The sequence below is a fragment of the Acinetobacter sp. YH16038 genome, from assembly GCF_013417275.1.
Taxonomy (GTDB): domain Bacteria; phylum Pseudomonadota; class Gammaproteobacteria; order Pseudomonadales; family Moraxellaceae; genus Acinetobacter.
Map to the genome: position 1 here is coordinate 43,043 of NZ_VPEG01000007.1, position 17,803 is coordinate 60,845.

The window sequence follows — 17,803 nt, forward strand, 5'->3', positions numbered from 1 at the left end:
AAATATAAACTAAAAATGGCCACTTTAAAGTGGCCATTTATGTGAGAAAGTGTTGTTGTTATGCACTAAAACGTGACAAATCTTCTTCAGGACGGGCAGTCAGCACTTCAATGCCATTTTTTGTTACCAAAAGAGTGTGCTCATATTGAGCCGATAATTTATGGTCTTTAGTGACCACAGTCCATTTATCACCCAGCAGTTTGGTTTGCCAAACACCGGCATTCACCATTGGTTCAATCGTAAAAGTCATACCTTCTTCAAGAACCATACCGGTATCTGGTTGACCATAGTGCAGAACTTGTGGTTCATCATGGAAAGTCGTACCGATGCCATGGCCACAGTATTCACGGACAACGCTAAAGCGTTCAGATTCAACATATTTTTGAATCGCATGACCAATGTCACCAATCGTTGCACCTGGTTTCACCACAGCCATACCACGATACATGGCTTCTTGAGCGACTTTGCACAGACGGTTTGCCAGGATTGAAGTTTCACCACCCACGATGTACATCATATTGGTATCCCCATGGAAACCATCTTTGATGACAGTGACGTCAATGTTTAAAATATCGCCTTTTTTCAGGATCTTGTTTTCAGATGGGATCCCGTGACAGACCACATGGTTTACAGATGTACAGATTGTATGCTGGAAAGCAGGGCGGCCAGGCGCTGCACCATAACCTAAACATGCAGGAATGGCATTCTGCACATTTACAATATAGTCATGACAAATCGTATCCAATTCCAGTGTCGTTACGCCGGGTTTGATATGCGGTTTGATCATATCCAACACTTCTGCAGCCAGTCGTCCAGCGATACGCATCTTTTCGATATCTTCAGCGGATTTGATTAAACGACGGGGAGCTTGATAAGTAGTGTTCATGATCTCTAAAAACTTTTGGAAATTTGTATGTGACTATGGTATAAATAGCCGCCCATTTTATCAAATGCTTTTTCGTGAATATATTTGCGAGGCTGATTGAATGGTGTATTAAAAATCCGCACATATATCGTCACATTACTCTGGGTGCCCGCAAGGGTGGAGAATGCGGATATATGGAGGCCTAACCCAAACTTTAAGGTAAAGAAAATGGCAGATTACAACGTAAGCATGCGCGACCTTCTACAAGCTGGCGCGCACTTTGGTCACCAAACTCGTTTCTGGAACCCAAAAATGCGTCAATACATCTTTGGCGCGCGTAACAAAATTCACATCATCAACCTTGAGCACACTGTTCCTGCGTTAAATGATGCTTTGAACTTCGCTAACCAATTGGCTAGCAAAAAGAACAAAGTTTTGTTCGTTGGTACTAAACGTGCTGCTTCTGCAATCATCCGTGAACAAGCTCAACGCGCTGGTCAACCATACGTAGATCACCGTTGGTTAGGTGGTATGTTGACGAACTGGAAAACTCTTCGCCAATCTATCAACCGTTTAAAAGACCTTCAAACTCAATCTCAAGACGGTACTTTCGCTAAACTTACTAAACGTGAAGCTTTAGAACGTAGCCGTGAGATGGAAAAACTTGAACGTGCTTTAGGCGGCGTTAAAAACATGGGTGGTTTACCTGACGCATTATTCGTAATCGACGTTGATCACGAAGCGATTGCAATTAAAGAAGCTAAAAACCTTGGTATTCCTGTAATCGGTATCGTTGATACTAACTCTAACCCAGACAACGTAGATTACGTTATTCCGGGTAACGACGATGCGATCCGTGCAGTAACACTTTATGCTTCTGCTATGGCTGATGCGATTCTTGCTGGTAAAGAATATGCTCAATCACAAGCAAATGCACAAGCTAAAGCAGAAGAAGCTCCTGCTTCTGAGGCTTAATGCGTTAGACGCTAGCTTGTCATTTTTGCGACACGTGATGGTGGCAAAGTAAGCGTTATGTATGCAGGCGGCCCATGAGAATCCTCTGGGCCGTTTCTGTTCTAAAAAGAATTCATTTTCTACCGAATTTAGGAGATAAACATGACTGCAGTTACAGCAAGCATGGTTAAAGAACTGCGTGATCGTACTGGTCTAGCAATGATGGAATGTAAAAAAGCTTTGACAGAAGCTGGTGGTGACATCGAATTAGCGATCGACAACCTTCGTAAATCTGGTCAAGCAAAAGCAGCTAAAAAAGCTGGTAACATTGCTGCTGACGGCGCGATCACAATTGCTCAAGAAGGCAACAAAGCAATCCTTCTAGAAGTAAACTGCCAAACTGACTTCGTTGCTAAAGACGAAAACTTTGCTGGTTTCTCTGCGAAAGTTGCTGCTGCTGCACTTGCTGCAAACGAAACTGACGCTGCTAAAATCGCTGAACTTAAACTTGAAGATGGCGCTACTGTAGAAGAAGCTCGTATTGCGCTAGTTCAAAAAATCGGTGAAAACATCCAAGTACGTCGTGCGAAAATTGTTGAAGGTGAAAACCTGGCTGTTTACAAACACGGTCTTCGTATCGGTGTTGTTGTATCTTACTCAGGTGATGCTGAAACTGGTAAAGGCTTGGCAATGCACATTGCTGCATTCAATCCGGTTGCTGTAAACGCTGAACAAGTTCCTGCTGACCTTATCGCGAAAGAAAAAGAAATCGCTGAAGCTAAAGCACTTGAATCTGGCAAACCAGCAAACATCGTTGAGAAAATGGTTGTAGGTTCTGTTGAGAAATACCTGAACGAAGTTGTTCTTGAGCGTCAACAATACGTAATCGACAACGACAAGAAAGTTGCTGAAGTTCTTAAAGCGACTGGTACTACTGTTGCTAACTTCGTTCGTTTCGAAGTGGGTGAAGGTATCGAGAAGAAAGCTGAGCTTTCTTTCGCTGAAGAAGTTGCTGCTGCTCAGGCTGCTGCAAAATAATTCGGTAACGAATTAGAAAAAAGCCCCGAATGGGGCTTTTTTTATGACTAAATAAAGAATGATCAAGGAGAAATTATGGCAAATAAAACCAATATGGGGATCGGGGCTGTCATTGCACTTTTGGTGGCTGCTTATTTAGGTCTGGATTTATCAGAATCTAAACAACAGACCAATACTTTTGTACCTTCAGCAGAAGTTGCGATTCAAGAGCAGCCTAATGTTCAAAAAAGTACGCATAAGGTTTCTGATGATACCCAGCGTATAGAGCAAGCTTACCAGCAAAGACAAAGTGATCTTCAGGTTCAGGCGAGCGGTAAGGTGGTAGCGTTATTAAAAGATGATAATGAAGGTTCCCGTCATCAGAAATTTATTCTGGAGTTATCCACTGGTCAAACTGTATTGGTTGCGCACAATATTGATCTGGCACCACGCATCCAGAATATTCAAAAAGGGGATCAGGTTGTGTTTTTTGGTGAGTATGAATATAGCGAAAAAGGCGGGGTGATTCATTGGACCCATCATGATCCATCCAATAAGCACATCAGCGGTTGGTTAAAACACCAAGGAAAAACCTATCAATAAGGGAATTTTCCTTGGTTTTATAAATGTAATGATATTACATACGCTTTAAGCGCACTGTATTGCCTCAGATTGACGAGATTTCCATTTAGGTAGGACTTTGCCTAAATAGGCATCCATGCACCATAACGGGCCAATGAGAAGGAATTGAAGGTCTTTGAAGAAAGAAGGCTTTTTACCTTCGACTTTGTGTCCATAAAATTGCCCAATCCAGGCAAAAACAAACAAGGCAATAAAGAAGCCGATCCCTACAGGCAAGATCCAGATGAACCAAGCCATCATCAGGGTTAGCGCTGCCATTGCCACAGCCAGTACGATATCTAAACGTGCATAAAACACAAAAGCCAGAACCAGGAGCAGGGCAGTTAGTAAAGCGCTAAAGTGCGCCATGATGCCAATAATGGAAAAATAGATGGTAGGCACGCAGACCCAATGGATCAGTTTGTTGGTTTTGTTTTGATGACTTTCACTATATTCATCTAACCATTCGGATATTGTTTTCATTCTATCGCTCCCATCCATGAACGTACTGTCAGTTTTCAAAATATAAAACAGTTTGGAGGTATGGTCAAAATGAAATCGATAGCGGGTGAGTAAAAGCTCATGAAGGCTCATACCTGAATGGAATAACATCGACAGTATTAAGGATAAAAGCAATTCGAATGCTTGCTCTACATCACCAAATAAAAAAGCCACATGACTGTGGCTTTTGAGTTAAATGTAGAGCGGTCAAATCTTATGAGTTTGGCCCATCTACACGCTCAATATTGACATGTGCAGTACCAGCATTGGTAATACCAAGCTGTTTAGCAGCACCGTAAGATAAATCTAGAACACGATTGCCATGGAATGGACCACGGTCATTCACCTTCACAACCACACTCTTACCATTGTTTTTGTTGGTCACGCGGATAAAGCAGTTTAATGGCAGGCTACGGTGTGCAGCAGTCATTGCATTCATATCGAATGTTTCACCACTGGCAGTTTTACGGCCATGGAACTGACGACCATACCAAGATGCTGTACCTGTCTGACTGAATTTACGAACTGTGTTTGAAGCAACATTGTTCAGTTTCTCAATCACTGAAGGCTCTTCTGCAGGAATTGCAATTTTTGCTGCAATAGTTTGACGACGAACTTTATCGCCAGAACGCTCAGTGATTGAAAGGCTGTTCAAATTTGTGAAGTTTGAATTGAAGCTTTGAGCTTCTTTGTTTAATACACGCGCTGCAAGACGCGAATTGTCATGATCATTATTGAATGATGATGACTGGACCATATCTGCTTGCGATTGCGTTAGGGTAACGGTCGCGGCAATGGCCATAAAATACTTCAGAAAAGAAGAATGCATTGAATCAACTCCTAACAGCATGTTTCATTAGATTGGGCCTAAGTAGCTGATAACCCTATAAACATGCCTGATATTTAACTTATGCAACTACATTTAACGAATTGGATAATATTCATGCTGGCAACTGGCTGTCTAGTATTTAATTAAAATAGTTAAAAAAAGTACGCAAAATAAACAATGAGTGATTAAAAAATAATCAATATTGTAACAAGGAGTAAAAAATGCCTAAAATTTAGGCATTTTGTTTAATAAAAATCTTGACTTTAATCATTTACAGGAATTTTTACTGTTATCGGCTCGTAATTTCTGTACCTAAAAGCCACAATGCAGTGGCATACATACGACTACGATTGTACGTGGTAATCACTTGAAAATTCGGATAAGTAATATAGTAAATCGGTCCGTAATTTTCTTGTAATTGAATGACATTGACCATATCAAGATCATCAATACGAACAATCGGATTCATCGGACTGATTCCTTGGGTTTTGATTACTCCATAAGGTGTTGGCTGAGTCAGATCTTTGGCGATGACAGAATCAGGATTCGAACCGCTATAACGGGCAGGGAAGGCAATTGGCTGATCACGTTGCCAGCCATTTTGAGCCAGATAGTTTGCAATTGAACCAATCGCATCTACCGCAGAATTGCGCAGATCGATATGGCCATTGCCATCATAGTCGACCCCATACTTTGGAATATTACTTGGCATAAACTGCGGATAGCCCACAGCACCTGCATAAGAACCCACGATCGAGGATGCTGACACACCATCTTTATATGACCATGCGATCAATGCCGCCAGTTCATCCTGGAAGTATTGCGCACGACGTTCATAACCAAAGCCAAGAGTTGCCAGTGCATCACGGGTCACAAATGAACCCTTGTTGCTGCCAAAACCGGTCTCTACCCCCAAAATACCCAAAATGATCGATTGTGGTACACCAAACTGCTGCTCAGCGCGATTTAGTGTTGCAGCATATTGCTGCTTGAAACGTACACCATGTTGAATCGTACCTTCAGACAGAAAATTGGTCTTATAGGCATACCAAGGCTTACTTTCACCTGGACGATTCATGATATTGATAATATTTGGAAGATTTTTTGCTCCCGTCATTGCACTGTCTACTTGCTGGGCACTTAGACCATAGGTCTGCATAGTGTTTTGCTTGAAACTGGCATAAGAGGGATGATATTGAAAATCGTTGGCCAGGCTTAAACTACTGAGTCCGAATGCACTGACAAGGATCGAAAGCTGCTTCAATTTTTTATAAAAATTCGATTTCAACATCTTGGTATGATTTCCAATTTTTTGATAGGTTTGTGGCTATGTCATTTGAATCGTGCCATGAAAAAGATCAATTCACTTTTCTCAATTTTCTGGCATTAGAGGCAATATTAAAGATAACATTCTGATGAATAGGAGTCATATAAACTCCCTTAAAAACAGGAAAGGGTTGGTTGTTTTTTCAGCATTTTGTATTTTAGTTCACAATAACTGTAACAAGCTATTTCTTAAGCCACAAAAAAGCCTGACCGAAGTCAGGCTTAATCTGCATTATTTGAATAAATATGCGGCTTTATTCAGTAAAGAATAGGGTGTCGTGATATTCTGCCATTGCCTGAAGTTCATCCTTATTTAAATTCAGGATGATTTTATCTGCTGCAATATTAATCGCTTTGATTACCGCTGAAGCACCAATATCAGCAGCCTTGCGTTTAATCATGCCTAAATCTAAGGTTTTATTAAAGTCGACCATGAAATGACGTACAGTCGCTTCACCAAACTGTTTGTACAGATTGCTGAGACTCTGCTTATCGACACTTTGGCCAGTTTTTAATTCTGCATAATGGTGTTTTAGATTGGTGACCAGATTGGCATCCAGAGGTTCACCAATACGGAAATTTCCTTCCGGATCTTTAAACAGGCTGCGTTCAGAAAAAGCAATCGACTCCTTGACGACTTCATTTGGTGCTTTACTCAGTAACTGTTTCAGTAACACTGCCACAGTAGACTTGATATAGCCTGCCAGTTTTTCTGCCGTATCGCGTTTTTCGCTTGCAGGAAAACGGCGTACCAGTTCCGTGAGAATTGCATCAATAATTTCATCATTAATCATTAATGCAGTTTTATCCCGCAGTGGATAAAGCGGTTCACTCGAGCTTTTATTTTTCTGTGCAGTCTGAATTGTATTTAATAGTTCTGCAGAAGGAATAAAACCAAAAAAAGGCATTCTTAAACCTCAATGTTTTTTATTGTCGCGCTAAACGAATAGGGCGAGGCATCCATGTGGAATCCGATACACGACAAGGGTTGATATCCAATCCACCACGGCGTGTATAGGTCGCATATACCATCAGCTTTTCCGGTTTCAGATTTTGCCAGATATCGGCAAACATCTGTTCCACACATTGTTCGTGAAAACCGTTGTGCTGACGATACGAAATAATATAAGCCAAAATACTCTTATAACAAGGTTTTTTGCCCTGATAGCGTATAAATACTGTACCCCAGTCCGGTTGTCCAGTGACTGGGCAGTTACTTCTTAATAAATGTGAATAGAGTTGTACTTCGATATTTTCATCGCTGTACTGATCTAAAGACAATAAAGAAGCATCTGGATGATTTTCCAGGCGTTCCGGAGTCAGGTCATCAATACAGATACCTTCAGGCTTGGAAATTTCAAGTTCATCAACATGGAAAAGATCCAGTGTGATTTCAGCACCGGCAGCTTTTGAGAGGTCTTTTTCTACAGTTGCAATAAAGGCCTCTTTCGAATCAAACTTGGCAAAGTTCAGACTATTGAAATATAGCTTTAAAGACTTTGATTCAATGAGGTTTGGGGAAGATGCTGGCAGGGTAATCCGACCACTAGCTACTTGAGGTACGCCAACAGAATTTAACCATGAAATTTCAAAAACATGCCACCAGTCTTTGCCTTGCTGAATAGCTTCAACATGGGCATATTTTTCACGGGCAGGCGCACGAGAAATTGGGAACAAAATATCGGGTTGATACTCTGTTGGGTAGTTGGTGTCTTTACCAAGGAGAGAATGTTCTACACTCATTATTCACGCATTCCTGAACCACGAGACAATAAATAGTAAGCAATACCGTAAAGCACGGCACACCAGAAAGTAATCACGACCAATGAAACGGAAACATTGACATCACTATGACCTAAAATGCCGAAACGGAACGCATTGACCATATACACGATCGGGTTAACTAAAGAGAGATTTTGCCAGAACGGACTTAAGGCTGAAATCGCATAAAATACACCGCCTAAATAGGTCAGTGGTGTAAGTACAAAAGTCGGGATGATCGAGATATCATCAAAAGATTTGGCATAGACAGCATTAATAAAACCGCCTAGAGAGAATAATAGCGAGGTAATGAGTACTGTATATATAGTCACAAACCAGTTAGTAATATAAAGGTCTGCAAAAAACAGGCTCATGGCACTGACAATAATGGCAACAAACAGACCACGAATTACACCACCCAATACATAGCCCCATAAAATGGCATGTAAAGGTACAGGGCTCATAATTAGCTCTTCAATGCTTTTCTGAAATTTTGAGCTAAAGAAGCTGGAAGAAACGTTGGCATAACTATTAGTAATCACCGCCATCATAATCAGACCAGGGACAATAAACTCCATATAACTATAGCCGCCCATTTCCCCAATACGTGAACCGACCAGATTACCGAAGATCACGAAATATAGACTCATGGTAATGGCAGGTGGCAACAGAGTTTGTGGCCAGATCCGCATAAAGCGGCGAACTTCTTTATGAACGATGGTATATAAGGCGACGCCGAGCTGATTTATATTCATTGTGCAGCTCCATCCAGATTTTTCTCGACCATTTTCACAAACAGTTCTTCTAAGCGATTTGACTTGTTACGCATGCTGCGTACCTGAATGTTCTGTGATTCCAGTAACTGGAACAAATCATTCATGGAATGGGCTTTATCCAGTGTCACTTCTAGGGTCATTGAATCAACTAAATTAAATTTCACACCAATAATTTCAATATTTAATGGCTCAATAGGCGCAGCCAGATCGAAGATAAAGGATTCTTCATTAAGCTGATTCAGGAAGTTCTTCATGGTGGTATCTTCTTTGATCACACCACGGTCGATAATCGCAATCCGACGACACAACATCTCTGCTTCTTCCAGATAATGAGTCGTTAAAATAATAGAAGTACCATTACCGTTCATTTCATTAAGAAAATCCCACATGGAACGACGCAATTCGATATCTACACCGGCGGTCGGTTCATCCAGAATCAATAATTTTGGTTCATGCATCATCGCACGAGCGATCATCAGGCGACGTTTCATACCCCCTGAAAGCATACGAGCTTGAGTAGAGCGTTTTTCCCAAAGACCCAGTTTATTTAAATATTCTTCAGCACGCGCTTGGGCAATTTTTTTAGGAATACCGTAATAACCGGCTTGAGTGACCAGAATATCAAAGGTTTTTTCAAACTGGGCGAAGTTAAATTCTTGGGGTACCACGCCTAAACATTGTTTGGCTTCAGAAGGGTGGGTATCCAGATTGTGACTAAAAATTTCAACGGTTCCAGAAGTTTTTCTTGTTAATGAACTGATAATACCAATAGTAGTGGACTTGCCCGCGCCATTAGGTCCTAACAGGGCATAGAATTCACCTTCAGGTACAGTTAAGTTAATTCCTTTAAGTGCCTGAAAACCATTTCCATAGGTCTTCGACAAATCCCTTAATGTCAGCGCATCAGTCATAGAGATCTCAAATGGTGAAAAGTTGAGATATTGTGAGTGATCTTGCAGAATAAACCAAGTCATTCACATGGAATTCTCTGTTGCTGTTTTGGCACACTGTATAAAGGATAGGCATAAAAATAACGAAGTTATAGATAGTTGCTTTACCTTATGCGAATTTTTGTTATGATGTGCGCATTCCAAAAAGCTGCGGCCATAGCTCAACTGGATAGAGTACAGGTCTCCGAAGCCTGTGGCGTGGGTTCGAGTCCCGCTGGCCGCACCATCATTTTATAAGTTCACTTTCCTCATTAGATTAAAAAATCAATTTCAGATCTATAAAATAAATTATGGATTCTCTTCCTCTTCATCCTGATGTTTTTGACGTATTTGATCTCTTTTAACCTGAGGGTCTTGATTCACCCCTAACTGACCGCGTTGAATCTCTCGATCCTGTTTCTCTTGTGGATCTAATTCTTCTTCTGGAAACTCTTCATTCAGTTCTTCATCTGGTTTAGCCATTGGGAATTACCTCTTGGAAATATAAGTAATAATGTCTGTAGAAGATGCTCTTGGACCTCTTATTCTATAAAAGTAGGTAAATTACATTGTTGTATTTATAGTTTGTTTAATCTCATAAATTGTTGTTCCTATAAATAGATGTGCTGAGTAGTTTTTCTCTTAAAAAATTAGTATCTTATGTTCACAATAAAAATGAGATATAGATATGAAAAAATTATTATTCATTGGGGTAATGATTGGGGCTTCTTCAGTTGCTGGAGCGAATACACCATTAGCTATTCAATATGGTAATCCTGTTCCAATAGATAAAGCAGTAATTACAACTACATCTTATCATGCTCAAGAAAACCTAATAAGTCAGTACTCTTTGGCTTTTGGCTATGCCGGTTCAAAAATAGGGTCGGACAGTTTTTTGGGTACCGAATCATTCGATGGGCTGTTTATTAATGGTGAATATCAATCCCATTCGACTACCAGCTTATGGGCCGAATACAAATTTCAAAGTTCAGATATTGATTACAATCAAGTTGCAGTTGGGATAAAAAATAAATTTCTGGAAAATGATCAGCTTTATTCAGCAGTTTCTATAGGTCTGGGAATGAGCTGGGTAGATGAAAGTGAAACGGATGCAGATCTTGGTCGAATCGATCTTGAATTGGATTATTTTACAATTCCCGTTGCATTGGAAGTCGGTTATAAAGTTGCTCCTGAAGCAGATTTATTTGGATCTTTTGGTTATCAATGGATGTTTAACCGTGATACCAAGATTTGCATGAATGGCGCATGTGTCTCTGGCAAGAGTGATGATCTGGACTTGAATGGGGTTACTTATCAATTTGGTTTTCGCTATTACTTTTAGTGGCTAATCAATCGCCTTCATAGCGAACTCTTTTACTTAAGACTTGAAATTGTATTTAGATAAAATTATTCATTTTTCACGTAAATAAAAAATATTTTTATTAAAATTTATATAGATAGAATGTGGGAATAGAAAAGAATAGAGTTATTTATAGCGCTTCCTGGATCCAGCCAAAATATTCTAATCTGCTTTTGAAAAAGCACAATTTAAATATTGTATAAGTCTTCTTTTAGAAGTGTAAAAGCGTATTGTAGGTGAAAAAAATCCTGCTATATTGAACTCATGGTAGGTCATAAAACGAAACGACGCTACCAATAAGTTGGACGGATCAATGACAGTTAGTTGAGCTCGAACTTAGGTTCAGGCAATAAATCTAGCACTAGCCATCCAACACAGAGCCCGCAGCGATGCGGGCTTTTTAATGCAAAATTTTAAGCGAGAGTTGTTAATAATTTTGACTCATTTATTTGTATAGCCCATTCTTCATTAGCGACAATATATAGTCAATAAAAGGTGCTCGCTAAAAAATCTTACATATTCGTTTGAAAGCCTTTCAAATAACTATGTTATAAGAATTCAGACAAGCAAATTTAATAATGCCAATAAAGGGAGGTATGACGATGACAAAAGATTTAATTGAAGTGCAAGTCAAAAACCAGTATGGCAAAGTCCTGAATGTAAAAGCATTACTACGTGCTGGTGCTCAGCATAGTGATCCGTCCCAGCGTTTGGAACAGCAAGTCGAATATATTGTAGTGGATGATGAGATTATCCGGCCAACGATTGAACTGTTATTTGCCAGTGAGCAGACCGACTGTATCTATCGTGTTTTGGACCCTAAATAAGGATCCGGAATTCATTAAGCTGCTTTGCGACCCTTAAAAATGATATAGCTCATCCAATGATGAGCTTGATTTTGATATCTTAGTTCAGCTTCTTTATTAAATAGTTTGATGCAGAATAAAAACTGATAAATTTAATTCAAAGAGATTGGATAAACTTCTATCATTTCTCAGTTTCTTAATTTTTTATGTTAAATAATATCAAGCTATCTACATATATGTATGATCTAAATGAACTTCTTCAAAAATACGCTCTGATAAAAGTATTATTTCAGAAATTTTTTAATGTGACATTTACATCATAACGGTCAAACTCGTCCAGAATTTGATGAAGTGTTTGCTGTCCGAGTTCATCTGCAGGCCTAATATGTACTTCCTGATTGGTCGCGCTGTCAAAACATTCAATTGTTTGAATTAGCCAATGATGTTCGATTGAACTCTTTTGAATTAATACCCGTCGTGGCTGTAATGCGTCACTGATCTGACGGGGCAGTACATAAGTAATCGCAAGTTGTATAGTGTCCAATTCTTCAGCTGGACTCAAAAAAGTGATTACCCAATTACCCACTTTACTGAGCTGCATGGGATTATCGAAGGCATCGAATTCAAGATAATGTTGCATGGGAAGAAAGAGTATTAATTTATATTATTTCCTATATGCACTTGTTTAGAGGTGTGTTCTATCACGCTAAAGTATAAGAATAGTTAGGCGTGAGAAAGGATTAAATATCGAATTATTAAAAATCAATAAATTAATATTGATTTGCATCTATTTTTATTCTGAATAGCGATTAGTTAAGAGCTTTAAAGACTAAGGTAGTCATCTATAAAATACTTTATTTCTCTTGCTGAATAAAAAAATATTATTAGTTAAAAATCCCTCTCCATATTTAGAGAGGGAAGAAAAGATTTCATTTATAGCGTAAGGATCGCGGTATTTTCTAATGCTTTGCGTAGATAAGGATCTAAGTCATCCTGACGAAGTAACCACTGAATATAGTCAGCAGGAAGATCGGCAATCGCAGTACCACGGTGCTTACCAAAATTGATGGTTCGTGGAATACGCGCATCTTCAGATGCCTCATAGAGTTCTTCAATACTGCTGATTTTCAGGTGATGCACAATATGCATCAGAATGTTTGCTGTCAAAATGATATCCATATCGGCGCGATGAGCTTTACGGATCATTTCTCGGGCGCGTTCACTGCCTTTGGTAATCATATAGATTAATGCAGAGATATTATGCGCTTCTGCCTCTGGCCAAACTCGGCGGGCAAGGGCAAGGGTACAAATTGCTTTAATATTCGATGAATCTACACCACATTTTTCTAAGGCACGAATATCATAATCAATATTATGGCCAATGATATAAATAGTTTCTTGCGGGAGTTCAAAACTGCTGTAGTGAGGTTGTCCTTCCAAATCAGATTGCAGAATATGGTGTACAGCCATTGCTGCAAAGGAAATCGGTTCGTCGCATGAATAAAGTTGATCAAACAAGCGACTTTTATCCAGACTGATTTTATGATCTATGATCTCTACAGGCGCATAGGCAATTTCAATGGGTTGACCATTCAAGGTATGGGTTTCAGTATCGAGAATGATAGCCTGCATGACGAAAATATGCCTGAAAAAAAGTGGATATCAAAATCTAACATTATTGTTTCGATCCTGACAATTGAAATGCCGGATTTCATCTTTAATTGCAGACTTTTTGTCTGATACAGAACATTTGTAATTTAGACTCATAAATAAAAGTTTTTAAAGTTTATGTAAATATTTCCAAAACTTAAATTTATTGTATCGGAATGATCATAAATTAAATCGCTATTTATTAGAAAAATAACAAAATAATCTCTTGTATTTAATGGAATAACTTGGGAAATTATGGTCTAGTTTTATCAACGGATAAAGATAAAACTATAAAAATCATGAGAGATAATAATTAAGACAAGGATAAGATCGATGAAACGTCATATATTGACTGGTTCTCTACTCGCGCTGAGCGTAGCTTTAACTGCCTGTAATGATAGCGATGATGATCGTTATTATGAATCCAAACCCGCTATTCCCGTAAATAATATCGACAATCCAGTCGTAACCACACCTGTAGCCTATACCAAAACAGATCTGACTGCTGTTGCTGATGAAAGTGTGGTCATGACCTATAAGATGTTGGGTATTAATAATAAGGAAACCCAAGCGACGGCACTGCTTTTCACTCCAAAAGGAACGCCTCCTGCAAAAGGTTGGCCGATAGTGGCATGGGCACATGGTACAACGGGTGTGGCCGATCAGTGTGCACCAAGTCGCAATGAAATAAATCCTTATATCAAAAATATGATTGCCGGATTTCTTCAAGCTGGATATGTGGTCGTTGCACCTGATTATGAAGGTTTGGGTGAGCCGGGTGGAAAAGAACTTCATCCTTTCCTTAACCTTAAGAGTGAAGCTTATTCGATTACCGATGCTGTAGTCGCAGCAAAAGACTATTTAGGTTCGGATGCCTCTAATCAATGGATGGCTGTCGGACATTCTCAAGGTGGTCAAGCGGCTTTAGGCGCTGCCCAATATGCAGCACGTGCTTCTCAAATGACTTATAAAGGTACGGTAGCTTTAGCTCCTGCTTCTAATTTCAGTCTAATTTTGGCAGGTGGAGAGGCTCAAGCTGGACAAGAACCAGATCTGAATAAAAAGATTCAAACTCTAGCATCTTTAGATACTTTTACCGCGCTGATCGTCGCGGGATTGCGTAATCCGAATCCAAATCTGCAATATAGTCAGGTGTTTAAAGCACCAACAGACGAGATTGCCAAGAATGCTGAAACAGATTGTTATGATGTATTAGGCAACAAATTCGGTACGGCAATGGGGGCTTATGCTCAAACCAATGGAAATCTGGAAGGATACCCGCGTACTCAAGCTAATTTTATGAGTATTCCGGTAGTGAAGAATTTCCTGGATAAAGACTCTCAGCCTTTACAGGTTAAAGTGTCTACACCTGTGATTATTTATCAGGGAGAGGCGGATAGTACTGTTCCAAAGGCTGCAACAGATGTTTTGGTTAGCTTGGCGAATCAGAAACAAACCTCGGTACGATATATTACGGACGGTTCATGGGATCATGGTAGCGTCTATGCACTGAATATCGCTAATATTATTTCAGATGTAAAATCTCTAATGCCAATTCAATAACTTATTTTTATCTCTATAGCTCATGTTTTTTTAAGCATGAGCTATTTTTATTGCAAACTGAATAAAGTTCATGATCGAAATTGGCAAAGTTCATGTTACAATACGCGCCAATCTTAGCACGGCTTAAAAGCCCTAATTTAATAGGACCTCGCTAATGTTTGCCAATATCTCTATTGCTGAATTTGATCCAGAAATCGCTCAAGCAATCTCTAACGAAGATGCTCGCCAAGAAGCGCACATCGAGTTGATCGCTTCTGAAAACTATTGCTCACCAGCAGTAATGGAAGCTCAAGGATCAAAACTCACTAACAAATATGCAGAAGGCTACCCAGGCAAACGCTACTATGGCGGTTGTGAATATGTAGATGTCATTGAACAATTGGCAATTGACCGTGCTAAAGAATTATTTGGTGCTGATTATGCTAACGTTCAGCCACATGCTGGTTCTCAAGCAAACTCTGCAGTTTACCTAGCGCTGCTTAACCCAGGCGACACAGTATTGGGTATGAGCTTGGCTCACGGTGGTCACTTGACTCACGGTGCGAAAGTAAGCTTCTCAGGTAAAACTTATAATGCAATTCAATATGGTCTGAATCCAGAAACTGGTGAGATCGATTATGAAGAAGTTGAACGTCTAGCTGTAGAACACAAACCACGTATGATCGTAGCTGGTTTCTCTGCATACAGCCAAATCGTAGATTGGCAACGTTTCCGTGACATCGCGGATAAAGTTGGCGCTTACCTGTTTGTAGATATGGCTCACGTTGCTGGTCTGGTTGCTGCTGGCGTTTACCCAAGCCCAGTTCAAATTGCTGACGTAACAACAACAACTACTCACAAAACTCTTCGTGGTCCTCGTTCAGGTCTGATCCTTGCAAAAGCAAACGAAGAAATCGAGAAAAAACTTCAATCAGCTGTATTCCCAGGTAACCAAGGTGGTCCTCTGGTTCACGCGGTTGCTGCTAAAGCAATCTGCTTCAAAGAAGCAATGGCACCTGAATACAAAGCATACCAACAACAAGTGGTTAAGAATGCTCAAGCAATGGCTGAAGTTCTAATCGAACGCGGTTACGATGTTGTATCTGGCGGCACTAAAAACCACCTGTTCTTGTTGTCTCTGATCAAACAAGACATCACTGGTAAAGATGCTGACGCTTGGTTGGGTGCTGCACACATCACTGTGAACAAAAACTCTGTACCAAATGATCCACGTTCTCCATTCGTGACTTCAGGTATCCGTATCGGTACACCTGCTGTAACGACTCGTGGTTTCGGTCAATCAGAAGTTCGTGAACTTGCTGGTTGGATCGCTGATATCCTTGATGCTAAAGGCGATGAAGCTGTGATCGCTGCTGTTAAAGAAAAAGTTGCTGCTGTTTGTGCTAAATTCCCTGTTTACGCAAAATAAGCCTAACTTGAGAAAAGCCCCCTCAAGGGGGCTTTTTTATTGGGTGATATTTTTTCTGACTCATCTTCTGCTGCTAGCTTTTACGATGAGTTAAAAGGGAAGATAAGATCAAAGCTTAATCAATCCTATATAGAAAATACTCATCCTTTTATAAAACCAAGTTGAGAAATACAGATCCTATAAATCTGATTTCGAAAAGAGTATTGAGTTTTTCTAAAACTGGTTACATTCTTTGAAAAACAGTTTTATAAGTTGAGTTAAGACACAATTTTTTTAGCAGCTAAAAATAGATTTTTTATATTTGAACTTAATTTAATCTGATTAACCACTTAGAACCTAGATTCATTCGCTTTTTAAAGACTATTCAATCATTCATTAAACAAGGTAGTAAGAATGGCTAAACCAAAAATTATTTTATCTGAACAGGATGTGGAGCGTCTCGAAACCATGCTTGAAAATCAGGACAAGCTCAGTGAGACCATGCTTCAACTGGAAGATGAACTGGCTCGTGCTGAAGTGGTCAAGCCAGAGGACATGCCAAGCAATGTGGTGACCATGCATGCGCGTGTATTGCTGACGATTGCACCATCAATGGAGCCTGTAGAAATCACCTTAGTCTACCCGCATGAGTTTAAAGGTGAAAAAGGGCAAGTGAATGTCGTAGCACCGATTGGAACTGCAATCTTGGGCTTGGCAGAAGGACAGACCATTGAATGGCCACAACCTGATGGTCAGTTGATGAAAGTCACGATTGAAAAAGTGCTGTATCAGCCGGAACGAGAAGGTGACTATCTATAATTTTTTAGTTAATTCGCCAATATAAAAAGGCCCCTATAATCGGGGCTTTTTAATGTCTGTGTTTTAATGCTTGGTGAGTTTATCCAGATAACCCATAATAAATGCAGAAATCACAAAAGTCAGATGCATAATGATGTACCACATGATTTTGTCATTCTCGACGTTGCGGGCATCCATAAAAATACGCAGTAAATGAATCGAAGAAATAGCTACGATAGAAGCAGCAACTTTGAGTTTAAGCGAATTGGCATCCATAGTGCCGAGCCAGTTCAGGCGGGTTTTATTTTCATCAATTTTGAGTTGCGAAACAAAATTTTCATAACCTGAAAACATCACCATCACAATAAGTCCACCAACCATGGTCATATCAACCAGGGAGAGAATTACCAAGATCAGGTCAGCTTCAGTATATTCAAAGATATGCGGCAGGACATGAATGACTTCCTGAAAGAATTTTAAGGCCAGTAATAATAAAGCGAATGATAAACCAAAATAGACAGGTGCCAAGATCCAGCGTGCGGCATACATCGTATTATGAAAAAAACGTTCCATTTTATTCTCAGGTTACCTACTTTATTGTTGATCTTGATCATAAATAATTCATGCTTAAAATTCGAGAATTATTTATGTTTTATAATG

Annotated in this window: 20 protein-coding genes and 1 tRNA gene; 9 read left to right on the forward strand and 12 right to left on the reverse strand. The window is 39.7% G+C overall.

All coding sequences use genetic code 11. The features are described 5' to 3' along the window. Positions 1-58: 58 nt before the first annotated feature. On the reverse strand, positions 59-886 hold the full coding sequence (gene map / locus FTV34_RS04260; protein ID WP_004784494.1) for a type I methionyl aminopeptidase: 828 nt from the start codon (positions 884-886) through the stop codon (positions 59-61). 207 nt (positions 887-1,093) lie between these two features. Here map and rpsB point away from each other — a divergent pair, with 207 nt between their 5' ends. The 3 genes from rpsB (at position 1,094) to FTV34_RS04275 (ending at position 3,439) form a co-directional block, all read left to right on the forward strand. After that, complete coding sequence (gene rpsB, locus FTV34_RS04265; protein WP_004784492.1) at positions 1,094-1,840, forward strand: 30S ribosomal protein S2; 747 nt, start codon at positions 1,094-1,096, stop codon at positions 1,838-1,840. Positions 1,841-1,981: 141 nt separating this feature from the next. Continuing rightward, positions 1,982-2,857: a translation elongation factor Ts gene (gene tsf, locus FTV34_RS04270; RefSeq protein WP_004784491.1), complete on the forward strand. Its 876-nt coding sequence runs from the start codon at positions 1,982-1,984 to the stop codon at positions 2,855-2,857. A gap of 75 nt (positions 2,858-2,932) precedes the next feature. Beyond that, positions 2,933-3,439, forward strand: coding sequence for a DUF3465 domain-containing protein (locus tag FTV34_RS04275; protein WP_180068953.1), 507 nt, complete (start codon positions 2,933-2,935; stop codon positions 3,437-3,439). Between the two features lie 45 nt (positions 3,440-3,484). Here the strand turns inward: FTV34_RS04275 and FTV34_RS04280 are convergent, their stop codons facing one another. From FTV34_RS04280 to FTV34_RS04310, 7 genes are all read right to left on the reverse strand, one after another. Next, positions 3,485-3,940: a DUF962 domain-containing protein gene (locus tag FTV34_RS04280; RefSeq protein WP_159124079.1), complete on the reverse strand. Its 456-nt coding sequence runs from the start codon at positions 3,938-3,940 to the stop codon at positions 3,485-3,487. Between the two features lie 232 nt (positions 3,941-4,172). Further along, on the reverse strand, positions 4,173-4,787 hold the full coding sequence (locus FTV34_RS04285) for a septal ring lytic transglycosylase RlpA family protein (protein WP_004784482.1): 615 nt from the start codon (positions 4,785-4,787) through the stop codon (positions 4,173-4,175). 289 nt (positions 4,788-5,076) lie between these two features. After that, positions 5,077-6,078: a lytic murein transglycosylase B gene (gene mltB, locus FTV34_RS04290; protein WP_180068955.1), complete on the reverse strand. Its 1,002-nt coding sequence runs from the start codon at positions 6,076-6,078 to the stop codon at positions 5,077-5,079. Positions 6,079-6,367: 289 nt separating this feature from the next. Beyond that, positions 6,368-7,021 carry a hypothetical protein gene (locus FTV34_RS04295; RefSeq protein WP_180068957.1) on the reverse strand — a complete coding sequence of 218 codons (654 nt, stop codon included), beginning with the start codon at positions 7,019-7,021 and terminating at the stop codon, positions 6,368-6,370. A 19-nt stretch (positions 7,022-7,040) separates the two neighbouring features. After that, positions 7,041-7,856, reverse strand: a complete 816-nt coding sequence (gene queF, locus FTV34_RS04300) for an NADPH-dependent 7-cyano-7-deazaguanine reductase QueF (protein ID WP_180068959.1) — start codon at positions 7,854-7,856, stop codon at positions 7,041-7,043. Beyond that, positions 7,856-8,629, reverse strand: a complete 774-nt coding sequence (locus tag FTV34_RS04305; RefSeq protein ID WP_159124083.1) for an ABC transporter permease — start codon at positions 8,627-8,629, stop codon at positions 7,856-7,858. The genes queF and FTV34_RS04305 overlap by 1 nt, the downstream gene beginning before the upstream one ends. Next, complete coding sequence (locus FTV34_RS04310) at positions 8,626-9,561, reverse strand: ABC transporter ATP-binding protein (RefSeq protein WP_180068961.1); 936 nt, start codon at positions 9,559-9,561, stop codon at positions 8,626-8,628. The genes FTV34_RS04305 and FTV34_RS04310 overlap by 4 nt, the downstream gene beginning before the upstream one ends. A gap of 189 nt (positions 9,562-9,750) precedes the next feature. On the opposite strand from FTV34_RS04310, the gene FTV34_RS04315 reads away from it, so the two are divergent. Next, a tRNA-Arg gene (locus FTV34_RS04315) sits at positions 9,751-9,826 on the forward strand. A gap of 62 nt (positions 9,827-9,888) precedes the next feature. Here the strand turns inward: FTV34_RS04315 and FTV34_RS04320 are convergent. After that, positions 9,889-10,062: a hypothetical protein gene (locus FTV34_RS04320; RefSeq protein WP_179993406.1), complete on the reverse strand. Its 174-nt coding sequence runs from the start codon at positions 10,060-10,062 to the stop codon at positions 9,889-9,891. Positions 10,063-10,267: 205 nt separating this feature from the next. On the opposite strand from FTV34_RS04320, the gene FTV34_RS04325 reads away from it, so the two are divergent. Then, positions 10,268-10,921: a hypothetical protein gene (locus FTV34_RS04325; protein WP_180068963.1), complete on the forward strand. Its 654-nt coding sequence runs from the start codon at positions 10,268-10,270 to the stop codon at positions 10,919-10,921. 620 nt (positions 10,922-11,541) lie between these two features. Then, positions 11,542-11,766 carry a hypothetical protein gene (locus FTV34_RS04330; RefSeq protein ID WP_180068965.1) on the forward strand — a complete coding sequence of 75 codons (225 nt, stop codon included), beginning with the start codon at positions 11,542-11,544 and terminating at the stop codon, positions 11,764-11,766. Between the two features lie 268 nt (positions 11,767-12,034). On the opposite strand, the gene FTV34_RS04335 is transcribed toward FTV34_RS04330, so the two are convergent. Next, positions 12,035-12,385 (reverse strand): hypothetical protein, encoded by a 351-nt coding sequence (locus tag FTV34_RS04335; RefSeq protein ID WP_180068967.1) that lies wholly within the window; start codon positions 12,383-12,385, stop codon positions 12,035-12,037. 293 nt (positions 12,386-12,678) lie between these two features. Beyond that, entirely contained in the window at positions 12,679-13,377 is a 699-nt protein-coding gene (locus FTV34_RS04340) for a DUF3820 family protein (protein ID WP_180068969.1), read from the reverse strand. 351 nt (positions 13,378-13,728) lie between these two features. On the opposite strand from FTV34_RS04340, the gene FTV34_RS04345 reads away from it, so the two are divergent. The 3 genes from FTV34_RS04345 (at position 13,729) to rnk (ending at position 17,164) form a co-directional block, all read left to right on the forward strand. Then, a complete protein-coding gene (locus FTV34_RS04345; protein WP_180068971.1) occupies positions 13,729-14,958 on the forward strand; it encodes an alpha/beta fold hydrolase in 1,230 nt (409 codons plus the stop codon). Positions 14,959-15,112: 154 nt separating this feature from the next. Then, a complete protein-coding gene (gene glyA, locus FTV34_RS04350; protein WP_180068973.1) occupies positions 15,113-16,366 on the forward strand; it encodes a serine hydroxymethyltransferase in 1,254 nt (417 codons plus the stop codon). A gap of 393 nt (positions 16,367-16,759) precedes the next feature. Next, entirely contained in the window at positions 16,760-17,164 is a 405-nt protein-coding gene (gene rnk, locus FTV34_RS04355; protein WP_180068974.1) for a nucleoside diphosphate kinase regulator, read from the forward strand. Positions 17,165-17,227: 63 nt separating this feature from the next. On the opposite strand, the gene FTV34_RS04360 is transcribed toward rnk, so the two are convergent. Continuing rightward, on the reverse strand, positions 17,228-17,716 hold the full coding sequence (locus FTV34_RS04360; protein WP_005236522.1) for a TIGR00645 family protein: 489 nt from the start codon (positions 17,714-17,716) through the stop codon (positions 17,228-17,230). Positions 17,717-17,803 lie beyond the last annotated feature (87 nt).

What these genes read in the sequence shown, in the direction of transcription:
- map (WP_004784494.1), bottom strand. Translation starts at nt 886, where the DNA reads ATGAACACTACTTATCAAGCTCCCCGTCGTTTAATCAAATCCGCTGAA.
- rpsB (WP_004784492.1), top strand. Translation starts at nt 1,094, where the DNA reads ATGGCAGATTACAACGTAAGCATGCGCGACCTTCTACAAGCTGGCGCG.
- tsf (WP_004784491.1), top strand. Translation starts at nt 1,982, where the DNA reads ATGACTGCAGTTACAGCAAGCATGGTTAAAGAACTGCGTGATCGTACT.
- FTV34_RS04275 (WP_180068953.1), top strand. Translation starts at nt 2,933, where the DNA reads ATGGCAAATAAAACCAATATGGGGATCGGGGCTGTCATTGCACTTTTG.
- FTV34_RS04280 (WP_159124079.1), bottom strand. Translation starts at nt 3,940, where the DNA reads ATGAAAACAATATCCGAATGGTTAGATGAATATAGTGAAAGTCATCAA.
- FTV34_RS04285 (WP_004784482.1), bottom strand. Translation starts at nt 4,787, where the DNA reads ATGCATTCTTCTTTTCTGAAGTATTTTATGGCCATTGCCGCGACCGTT.
- mltB (WP_180068955.1), bottom strand. Translation starts at nt 6,078, where the DNA reads ATGTTGAAATCGAATTTTTATAAAAAATTGAAGCAGCTTTCGATCCTT.
- FTV34_RS04295 (WP_180068957.1), bottom strand. Translation starts at nt 7,021, where the DNA reads ATGCCTTTTTTTGGTTTTATTCCTTCTGCAGAACTATTAAATACAATT.
- queF (WP_180068959.1), bottom strand. Translation starts at nt 7,856, where the DNA reads ATGAGTGTAGAACATTCTCTCCTTGGTAAAGACACCAACTACCCAACA.
- FTV34_RS04305 (WP_159124083.1), bottom strand. Translation starts at nt 8,629, where the DNA reads ATGAATATAAATCAGCTCGGCGTCGCCTTATATACCATCGTTCATAAA.
- FTV34_RS04310 (WP_180068961.1), bottom strand. Translation starts at nt 9,561, where the DNA reads ATGACTGATGCGCTGACATTAAGGGATTTGTCGAAGACCTATGGAAAT.
- FTV34_RS04320 (WP_179993406.1), bottom strand. Translation starts at nt 10,062, where the DNA reads ATGGCTAAACCAGATGAAGAACTGAATGAAGAGTTTCCAGAAGAAGAA.
- FTV34_RS04325 (WP_180068963.1), top strand. Translation starts at nt 10,268, where the DNA reads ATGAAAAAATTATTATTCATTGGGGTAATGATTGGGGCTTCTTCAGTT.
- FTV34_RS04330 (WP_180068965.1), top strand. Translation starts at nt 11,542, where the DNA reads ATGACAAAAGATTTAATTGAAGTGCAAGTCAAAAACCAGTATGGCAAA.
- FTV34_RS04335 (WP_180068967.1), bottom strand. Translation starts at nt 12,385, where the DNA reads ATGCAACATTATCTTGAATTCGATGCCTTCGATAATCCCATGCAGCTC.
- FTV34_RS04340 (WP_180068969.1), bottom strand. Translation starts at nt 13,377, where the DNA reads ATGCAGGCTATCATTCTCGATACTGAAACCCATACCTTGAATGGTCAA.
- FTV34_RS04345 (WP_180068971.1), top strand. Translation starts at nt 13,729, where the DNA reads ATGAAACGTCATATATTGACTGGTTCTCTACTCGCGCTGAGCGTAGCT.
- glyA (WP_180068973.1), top strand. Translation starts at nt 15,113, where the DNA reads ATGTTTGCCAATATCTCTATTGCTGAATTTGATCCAGAAATCGCTCAA.
- rnk (WP_180068974.1), top strand. Translation starts at nt 16,760, where the DNA reads ATGGCTAAACCAAAAATTATTTTATCTGAACAGGATGTGGAGCGTCTC.
- FTV34_RS04360 (WP_005236522.1), bottom strand. Translation starts at nt 17,716, where the DNA reads ATGGAACGTTTTTTTCATAATACGATGTATGCCGCACGCTGGATCTTG.